At 51.9% G+C, this 6,911-nt stretch carries 9 protein-coding genes; 6 read left to right on the top strand and 3 right to left on the bottom strand.

Annotated features, from left to right (window positions below; translation table 11 throughout):
• The 3 genes from FBQ85_24195 to FBQ85_24205 form a co-directional block, all read right to left on the bottom strand.
• Positions 1 to 440 (bottom strand): DUF1211 domain-containing protein (locus FBQ85_24195; protein MDL1878234.1); only part of this gene is annotated, 440 nt, incomplete at its 3' end.
• A gap of 1 nt (position 441) precedes the next feature.
• A complete protein-coding gene (locus FBQ85_24200) occupies positions 442 to 1,059 on the bottom strand; it encodes an NADPH-dependent F420 reductase (GenBank protein ID MDL1878235.1) in 618 nt (205 codons plus the stop codon).
• Between the two features lie 156 nt (positions 1,060 to 1,215).
• Positions 1,216 to 1,965 carry a type 1 glutamine amidotransferase domain-containing protein gene (locus FBQ85_24205; GenBank protein ID MDL1878236.1) on the bottom strand — a complete coding sequence of 250 codons (750 nt, stop codon included), beginning with the start codon at positions 1,963 to 1,965 and terminating at the stop codon, positions 1,216 to 1,218.
• A gap of 237 nt (positions 1,966 to 2,202) precedes the next feature.
• On the opposite strand from FBQ85_24205, the gene FBQ85_24210 reads away from it, so the two are divergent.
• The 6 genes from FBQ85_24210 to FBQ85_24235 all read left to right on the top strand — a co-directional run.
• Positions 2,203 to 2,592 carry a helix-turn-helix transcriptional regulator gene (locus FBQ85_24210; GenBank protein ID MDL1878237.1) on the top strand — a complete coding sequence of 130 codons (390 nt, stop codon included), beginning with the start codon at positions 2,203 to 2,205 and terminating at the stop codon, positions 2,590 to 2,592.
• Between the two features lie 366 nt (positions 2,593 to 2,958).
• Positions 2,959 to 3,390, top strand: a complete 432-nt coding sequence (locus FBQ85_24215) for a hypothetical protein (GenBank protein ID MDL1878238.1) — start codon at positions 2,959 to 2,961, stop codon at positions 3,388 to 3,390.
• 13 nt (positions 3,391 to 3,403) lie between these two features.
• Entirely contained in the window at positions 3,404 to 3,727 is a 324-nt protein-coding gene (locus FBQ85_24220) for a hypothetical protein (protein ID MDL1878239.1), read from the top strand.
• A gap of 509 nt (positions 3,728 to 4,236) precedes the next feature.
• On the top strand, positions 4,237 to 5,472 hold the full coding sequence (locus tag FBQ85_24225) for a hypothetical protein (protein MDL1878240.1): 1,236 nt from the start codon (positions 4,237 to 4,239) through the stop codon (positions 5,470 to 5,472).
• Positions 5,473 to 5,739: 267 nt separating this feature from the next.
• On the top strand, positions 5,740 to 6,651 hold the full coding sequence (gene rbsK, locus FBQ85_24230; GenBank protein ID MDL1878241.1) for a ribokinase: 912 nt from the start codon (positions 5,740 to 5,742) through the stop codon (positions 6,649 to 6,651).
• A 63-nt stretch (positions 6,652 to 6,714) separates the two neighbouring features.
• On the top strand, positions 6,715 to 6,911 hold a 197-nt coding region (locus FBQ85_24235; GenBank protein MDL1878242.1), incomplete at its 3' end, for a VOC family protein.

Raw genomic sequence — 6,911 nt, forward strand, 5'->3', positions numbered from 1 at the left:
ATCCCGGCATGCCGCGAAGCATACCAGCGCATCCACGCAAAAACCACGCTCGCCAGCGTCATCACGAAGCCAAAAAACATCACGGCAAGCGGCGTGCGATGATATTCGCCCAAAAGTGCCGTGGGAAAGGGGATGAACGACAGCAGCATGAGAAAGAGCGAATTGAGCCACAGCAGGCCGTTGTCGGCATGTTTGAGCAGGTTGAAAAAGCGATGATGATTCACCCAAAAGATGGCGACGATCACAAAGCTCATCACCCAGCTCATAAACTTGGGAAGCAACGCGAGCAACGCGCCCGCCAATGCCGCGGAATTGTGTTCCTCCGCAATCGCCGGCACTTTGAGCTCCAGCACGAGCAGCGTGATGATGATTGCGAACACGCCATCACTGAAAGCTTCGAGGCGGCCTTTGTGCAAATTTCCGGTTCTGAAAATCTTCATATTATCGTTTCAAAATTTTAAACGCCAGCCCGCGCCCGTGTTTTTGCATGATCGCGAGATTGATCCAGCACAGGGCGAATTGTTCCAGCAGCGCGACTTTGTCGTCGCCGCCGAAATCATAGCATTCGGCAAAGCCGAGATCGCCTGCAAGCTGCTTCGCAACCGCCTTGGCTTTTGCGCTGCTACCGGCGACGAACATATCGATGCTGATTTCGCCATATCTCGGATTGGTCATGTTCTCAAAACCCGTCGAGTTGAAACATTTCACCACGTCTTCGCAGTTGGTCAACGCTTTAAACGCTTCGACGCCGTGGGCATAAGGCGCCGGCCTTTGAATGATGGAGTTGGTGGCGTCGACGATGATTTTATTTTTGACCTCGCCCAGCGACTTGGCCACGTCCACGATAGCCGCAACTGGGACGGACACTAAGATGACTTCTGCCTCCTTTGCCGCGTCGCTCACTGATTGGGCGCTCATGTTTTTGTTTGCCGCAACGAGTGCTTTGATCTCGCTGTCGTCGAGATTCCGCACGCCCAAAATGACCTCGTGCCCTGCTTTAGCCCAACCCGAAGCCAGCGCGCCGCCGACGTTGCCGGCGCCGATAATGGCGATTTTCATGATAGGCTCCTTGATATTTGAGGGGAGGACGGACTTTCTAGTCCGCCTGCGCATTGCGGACAGGAAGGTTCGCACTCCCTTTTTCATAACACTATTGGGGGAGGGCGGATTTTCTAATCCGCCTGCGCATAGCGGACAGAAATATCCGCGCTCCCATTACACCCCCAGCGCCTCAATCACCAACTTTGCCGCGTCCGCGCCGGAGTATTGCTGCTGTCCGGTGATCAATCTGCCGTCGCGCACAGCAAACGGCTTGAACATGCCGCCGGTGATGAAGTTGGTGTTGGCGAGCTTTTTCGCTTCATTCTCAATCCAAAAGGGCTGAATGCGCTTGCCCACGAAATTGTCGGCAAACTGCTCTTCGGAATTGGCGAAGCCCGTCCAGGTTTTGCCGTCGACCAAAAGTTTCCCGTCGCTCAATTTGGCTTTGAGCAGGACGCAGGTGGCGTGGCAAACCACCGCAACGACCTTGCCGGCTTCGTAGAAATCAGCAACGAATTTGTGCAGCTTCGCGTCATCGATGAAGGTATACATCGGCGACTGCCCGCCGGCGAGAAATAGCGCGTCGTAGTCGGAAATTTTTGCCTGCGCGAGGCTTTTGGTGTTTTCGAGGAGCGCCGCGTGTTTGGGGCTGCTCAAAAATCCCCAACTGATCAGATCATGCGCCGAATAGCCGCTCTCGTGACGCGGATCGCTGAAGCCGTCGAGCTGCAGCTTGCCGCCCTTCGGGCTGGCGATTTCAACTTGATAACCGTGTTCGGTAAACTCGAAGTAGGGATGCGTCAACTCGGCGGCCCAAAAGCCAATCGGCCAGCCGGTGGTTGTTGAAACCGCGGGATTGGCGGCGACCAGCAAGACTTTTTTCGGCTTGTTGGGATCGAAGACATTGATATTGGCGCTCATCATCACACCTTTCGGGTTTTGAAAATTAGTTGATTTTGTAATGCCTCAGTTGGGCGGAGGCCCGTAGCGCAGAGATCCTGCCTGCGCGCAAGAAAGAGCGCTTGCTCTATCGCTTATAATCGAGGCATTGCTGGAATTTCAAACTTCTGATTGCAAACTTAAAGGCAAATGGCTATTTTGTCAAGTATGCACTTTCAAGTATGATACGCACTTTTTAGGAAGCATTGAAGCGAGGCCGCAATGCCAAGATTTGAATTCAGGGGCAAAGCTTACAACAACCCGGTGGAGCTGGCTTTGGAGATTATCGGCGGCAAATGGAAAATGCCCATCCTTTGGAGGCTAAAAGAGAAGCCGTGGCGGTATGGCGAGCTGAAAAAAAGCCTGGGACAAATTACCCACAAGATGTTGACCGAACAATTGCGCGAATTGGAGCGCGACGGCTTGCTTCATCGCGAGGTTTATCAAGTCGTCCCGCCGAAAGTCGAATATTCACTGACCGCAAAGGGCGAAACAACGATTCCGATTATCGAGAGTTTGCGCGAATGGGGCTCAGCATTCCGAGATGAAAAATTGGAGGCGCCTCGAAAAAATACAAAGCAAAAATTGCGCAAAGCCGCGCGCAGCCGCTGATTTGCTTCTTATTTTTCACGAGTCGTTTATAGAAATTGCAGCATTTTTCTGCCTCAAAGCAAGCCTCGAAAAAAACGATTCCAAAATGCTTGCGCATAATTCATCTATGGTTGGAAATACTGTCGCCGAAAACCCGCTGCTGGAGACCAAGCTCTATATCCCCAAGTGGCGTTCCGGTCTGGTATCGCGTCGGCGGCTGATCGAACGCATGCGCCAGGGAATCGAGCGCAATCTGACTCTCATCTTCGCGCTGCCGGACAATACTTTCCCACTGGTCTTGGCGGTTTATACCCTCGCATTGATCGCGGCACTTATTTGGAACAAGCTGCCAAAAGTTGAAATGCCGGCCACGAAAACAAAAAAGCAATCATCCGTTCTTCTCGTTGTCGCCCGCGTGCTGCTGTCGTCGTGGCGCAGTGTCGCCGCGGACTTTCGCGCTATGAAGTCACGGCTTTCGATCCTGATTTTCAGGCCGGCAACAGCGCCGGCATCGCACGCGTCAAGCTGGAATTGGAGAATATCCCAACCAAATTTTTTGAAGCGAATTCTGCCTTTTCCCAGGTCACGCTCTTCGCCTACAATCTGTTGAACTGTTTCAAACGACTATGTCTTCCCAAAGAGTGCCGTCGAATGTCCATCGAATCATTGCGACATCGGTTGCTGGCAGTACCGGCCGAATTGATCTATCCACAAGGCCGGCCCGCTCTAAAATTATCAGAGTGCTATCCCGACAAGAACGCTTTCTTGGAAACACTGAACAGGATCAAGAAACTCAAAAAACGATTCAACAAACTATAAAATGAGTCTAGGCGTGCAAAGACGAACATTTTTATCAGATGCAAGAAGATTTCGCCCTTTTCACGCCGGATTCAGGTTCAACAATCACGGCTATCATTACTCCATCGAAGGCGAGCGCAAGCGCGACTGGCCGCCCTCGCAATTCTATCATCACACCTGGTGGAAGCATTACGGTCAATTTACGGATTACGCGGCGCGGTTGAGCCACATTCTTTCCGGCGGCCGCCACGTTGCCAAAGTTCGCGTGCTTTATCTGTTGAGCAGCATCTGGGCCAACTGCGTCCCGCAAAACGCACCGACATTGGCAACGTGCTTGAATTTGATTTCAATTATTTGACCGACACGCCGCTGCGGCTGCATTACGATTTCGATTATGTCGATGAAGACATGCTGGCCGAAGCGCAGATCGAGAATGGCAAAAATCAAAATTCGCGACGAAGAGTATTCGATCTTCATCTTGCCGCCGGTCAAGCATATCAAAAGATCGACGTTCGAAGCTCTGCAAAAATTCGTGAAAAGCGGCGGCCATGTGATTGCACACATTGCCGCCCATTGAGTTTTTGGAGGCGGAAAAAATCGCGCGGTCAAAGAAGTCCGGAATCTACTTGGCGTGAATCCGGTGAAACTGCTGGAGGATTTCCAAAATGACGGCGCTACCAAAGCGCGCATCACGCATCGAAACACTAAAGGCAACGTCTTCGTGATCGAAGGCAAGGGCCTGCACCGCGCCAACGCCAAGAAAGAACTGAAACGCTTGCTCAATCAACGCGCAGCCCCGGATGTCACGATCAGCGATGAGGAGGTTTTCTATCTTTATCGCATAAAAGATGGCTGCGACATTTATTTTTGGTCAATACCAGCACGCAGGCTAAAGGCGCCGTTGAAATCACTTTCGAGCAAATTGGCCGGCCGGAATTGTGGAATACGAATACCGGCAACGTCACTCCGATTCACATTTATCAAGTCAAAAACGGGCGTTTGATCTTTCATCTTGATTTCTCCGCGAGTGCATCTCATATCGTGGTCTTGAACGGCGAATTGCAAAAACCGTTCATCACCGCGAGCAATTTGCATGTCACCAGCTTCGACGGCAATACTCTTGCCGGATACAGCGCCGAAGCTGCCGAAGAAGTATTTGCAAAAATCGTTACAGACAAGGGCGTGAAGCGCATCGCGGCCAGGGGCAAGCGCCCCCTGCGTCCGCTCTCTCTCGGCAAGGAATTTTCGTTTGACCTTGAAGGGGACAACGCGCTGCTCATCTCCAAATGGAAAATGACGATGGACGGCGGCGCCGGATTCGAGCAAAGCTTCCACAAATTTGATTTTGATGACTCCGCCTGGCACAACGTCACCAACGGCGCGTGGGAAATGCAACTGCCGCAGGAGCGCGATCAAGCAACGTATCCGGTCACGCTGTGGTATCGCATCTCCTTCGAGATTGCGACTTTGCCGCCGAATACACGATTGCTCATTGACGGTTTCAGCGGTTCCGAATACCAACTTTTTGTGAACGGTGATGAAATAAAAGACAAAGGCCGACGCAGCAAGCTCGATGCGGAAATCAAAGAAGTCGATATTCAATCCCACGTGCGAGTTGGCCGCAATATCATCGCCGTGAAATTAATCGCGAATCGCCGTACCGACGGCATTCTCGATTTGCTCAAGATCATCGGCTATTTTGCGGTGGAAAAATCAAATGATGGTTACATGATCACCGAAAAGCATCGCGTGGTCAAAGTTGGGGACTGGACGAAGCAAGGCTATCCGTTCTATTCCGGCACGGGCAGCTATCGCACCGAGATTGAAGTGCCGAGCAAATATATCGGCGGCAAATTGTTTCTCGAAGTCGATTGCGGCGATGACGTGCTGGAAGTGAGCGTCAATGGCGGCGAGAGTCGCGTCGTGCCGTGGCATCCATATCGCGTTGACGTTACCGATTCCATCAAAGCGGGCGGGAATACGTTCGAATTGAAAATCACCAACACGCTGATCAACTTGCTCGAGGCCGTGCAAAAGCCCTCGGGCATTTTCTCGGCGCCGAGACTGGTGCATGAGCATCGGTATGAGCTTTCATTGCTTTGATTCGAAGTCCATTCATGAAAAAAATCAACGGATAACAGCGGCCAACGGATTCATAATTGAGAAGGTTATAGGACGAGCCGGAGCCAAAATCTTTGGACACAGATCAAATGTGGTTTGCACTGATTTTTTGTGAGGATCTGTGGAAATCCGCGTCTAACGTGTTTGTTTTAAAAGCAAAGATTTCACTCTTTTTAATAGATTAATCCGTTGGCCGCCTTTATTCTTTGGGCAATTTTTTGGAATTATGATCGGATGGTGGAAAGCAGAATGACTAAAAGCACAATTCTCGTCATCGGCAGCGCCAACATGGATTTGGTCGTGAGCACACCGCGTTTTCCGCAGCCTGGCGAAACTGTTTTTGGCAGCAAGTTCGGCATGCACCCCGGCGGCAAAGGTGCCAATCAAGCCGTGGCCGCGGCGAAGCTCGGCGGTGACGTTCATTTTTTCGGCAAAATGGGGAACGATCTCTTTCGCGACAAGCTCTGCGCCGGCATGCAAAAGGATGGGGTGCAGCTCGATCATCTTTTGATCGATCCCGATGAATCGACCGGCATGGCGCTCATCACGGTGGAGGGCAGCGGCCAAAATGAAATCGTCGTGGTTTCCGGCAGCAACATGAATTTATCGCCCACCGACATTGCGGGCAACCGCGCGGTTTTTTCCGGCGCGAAGATCGTATTGTTGCAATTGGAAATTCCGCTTGACACCGTCATCCAGGCGGCCCGGCTGGCCAAAGAACATGGCGCGCTCGTCATTTTGAATCCTGCGCCCGCCCGCGAGCTGCCGCAGCAATTGTTAAGTCTAGTCGATTATCTCACCCCCAATGAGACGGAGGCCGAACTTCTCACCGGGCAAGCCGTCCACGATCAAGCTTCGGCGCAAGCCGCGGCAAAGAAACTGCTCGCCACGAGCGTGAAGAATGTAATTGTCACGATGGGTGAAAAAGGCGCGTTGTTAGTGAGTCAAGCGAAAGCCGAATTATTCCCACCGAAGAAAGTGCAGGTTGTCGACACCACTGCTGCCGGCGATGCGTTCAACGGCGCGTTGGCCTTTTCACTGGCGAGTGACAAAAATCTTGAGGAGGCTATTCGCTTTGCCAATTCGGTTGCGGCTTATTCGGTGACGAAAATGGGCGCGCAGAGTTCCATGCCGACGATGGAAGAGTTGAAGCGTATGTAGTTGCCGCTTCAGGGGCCGGACGTAATCAAAAGAGAATGCCTAAAGGCATCACGACGAACTACCATGATCAAACGCATCGACCACACTACGATCACCGCGCGGAATTTGGAAGAATCAGTCGTCTTTTACACGCGACTCCTTGGCTTCACCATCGACCGTGAAATGTGGCTTCCAGAAGAAAAGCTTCGCATTGTTTTCCTGCGCCTGGGCGACACCACGCTGGAAATGTTCGGCGTTCCAGAAATTCATGGCGAAATGAT

Source organism: Cytophagia bacterium CHB2, assembly GCA_030263535.1.
In the GTDB taxonomy this organism is placed as follows: domain Bacteria; phylum Zhuqueibacterota; class Zhuqueibacteria; order Zhuqueibacterales; family Zhuqueibacteraceae; genus Coneutiohabitans.

Coding starts and splice junctions, on each gene's coding strand:
- FBQ85_24200 (MDL1878235.1), bottom strand. CDS start 1,059: ATGAAAATCGCCATTATCGGCGCCGGCAACGTCGGCGGCGCGCTGGCT.
- FBQ85_24205 (MDL1878236.1), bottom strand. CDS start 1,965: ATGATGAGCGCCAATATCAATGTCTTCGATCCCAACAAGCCGAAAAAA.
- rbsK (MDL1878241.1), top strand. CDS start 5,740: ATGACTAAAAGCACAATTCTCGTCATCGGCAGCGCCAACATGGATTTG.
- FBQ85_24210 (MDL1878237.1), top strand. CDS start 2,203: ATGCCAAGATTTGAATTCAGGGGCAAAGCTTACAACAACCCGGTGGAG.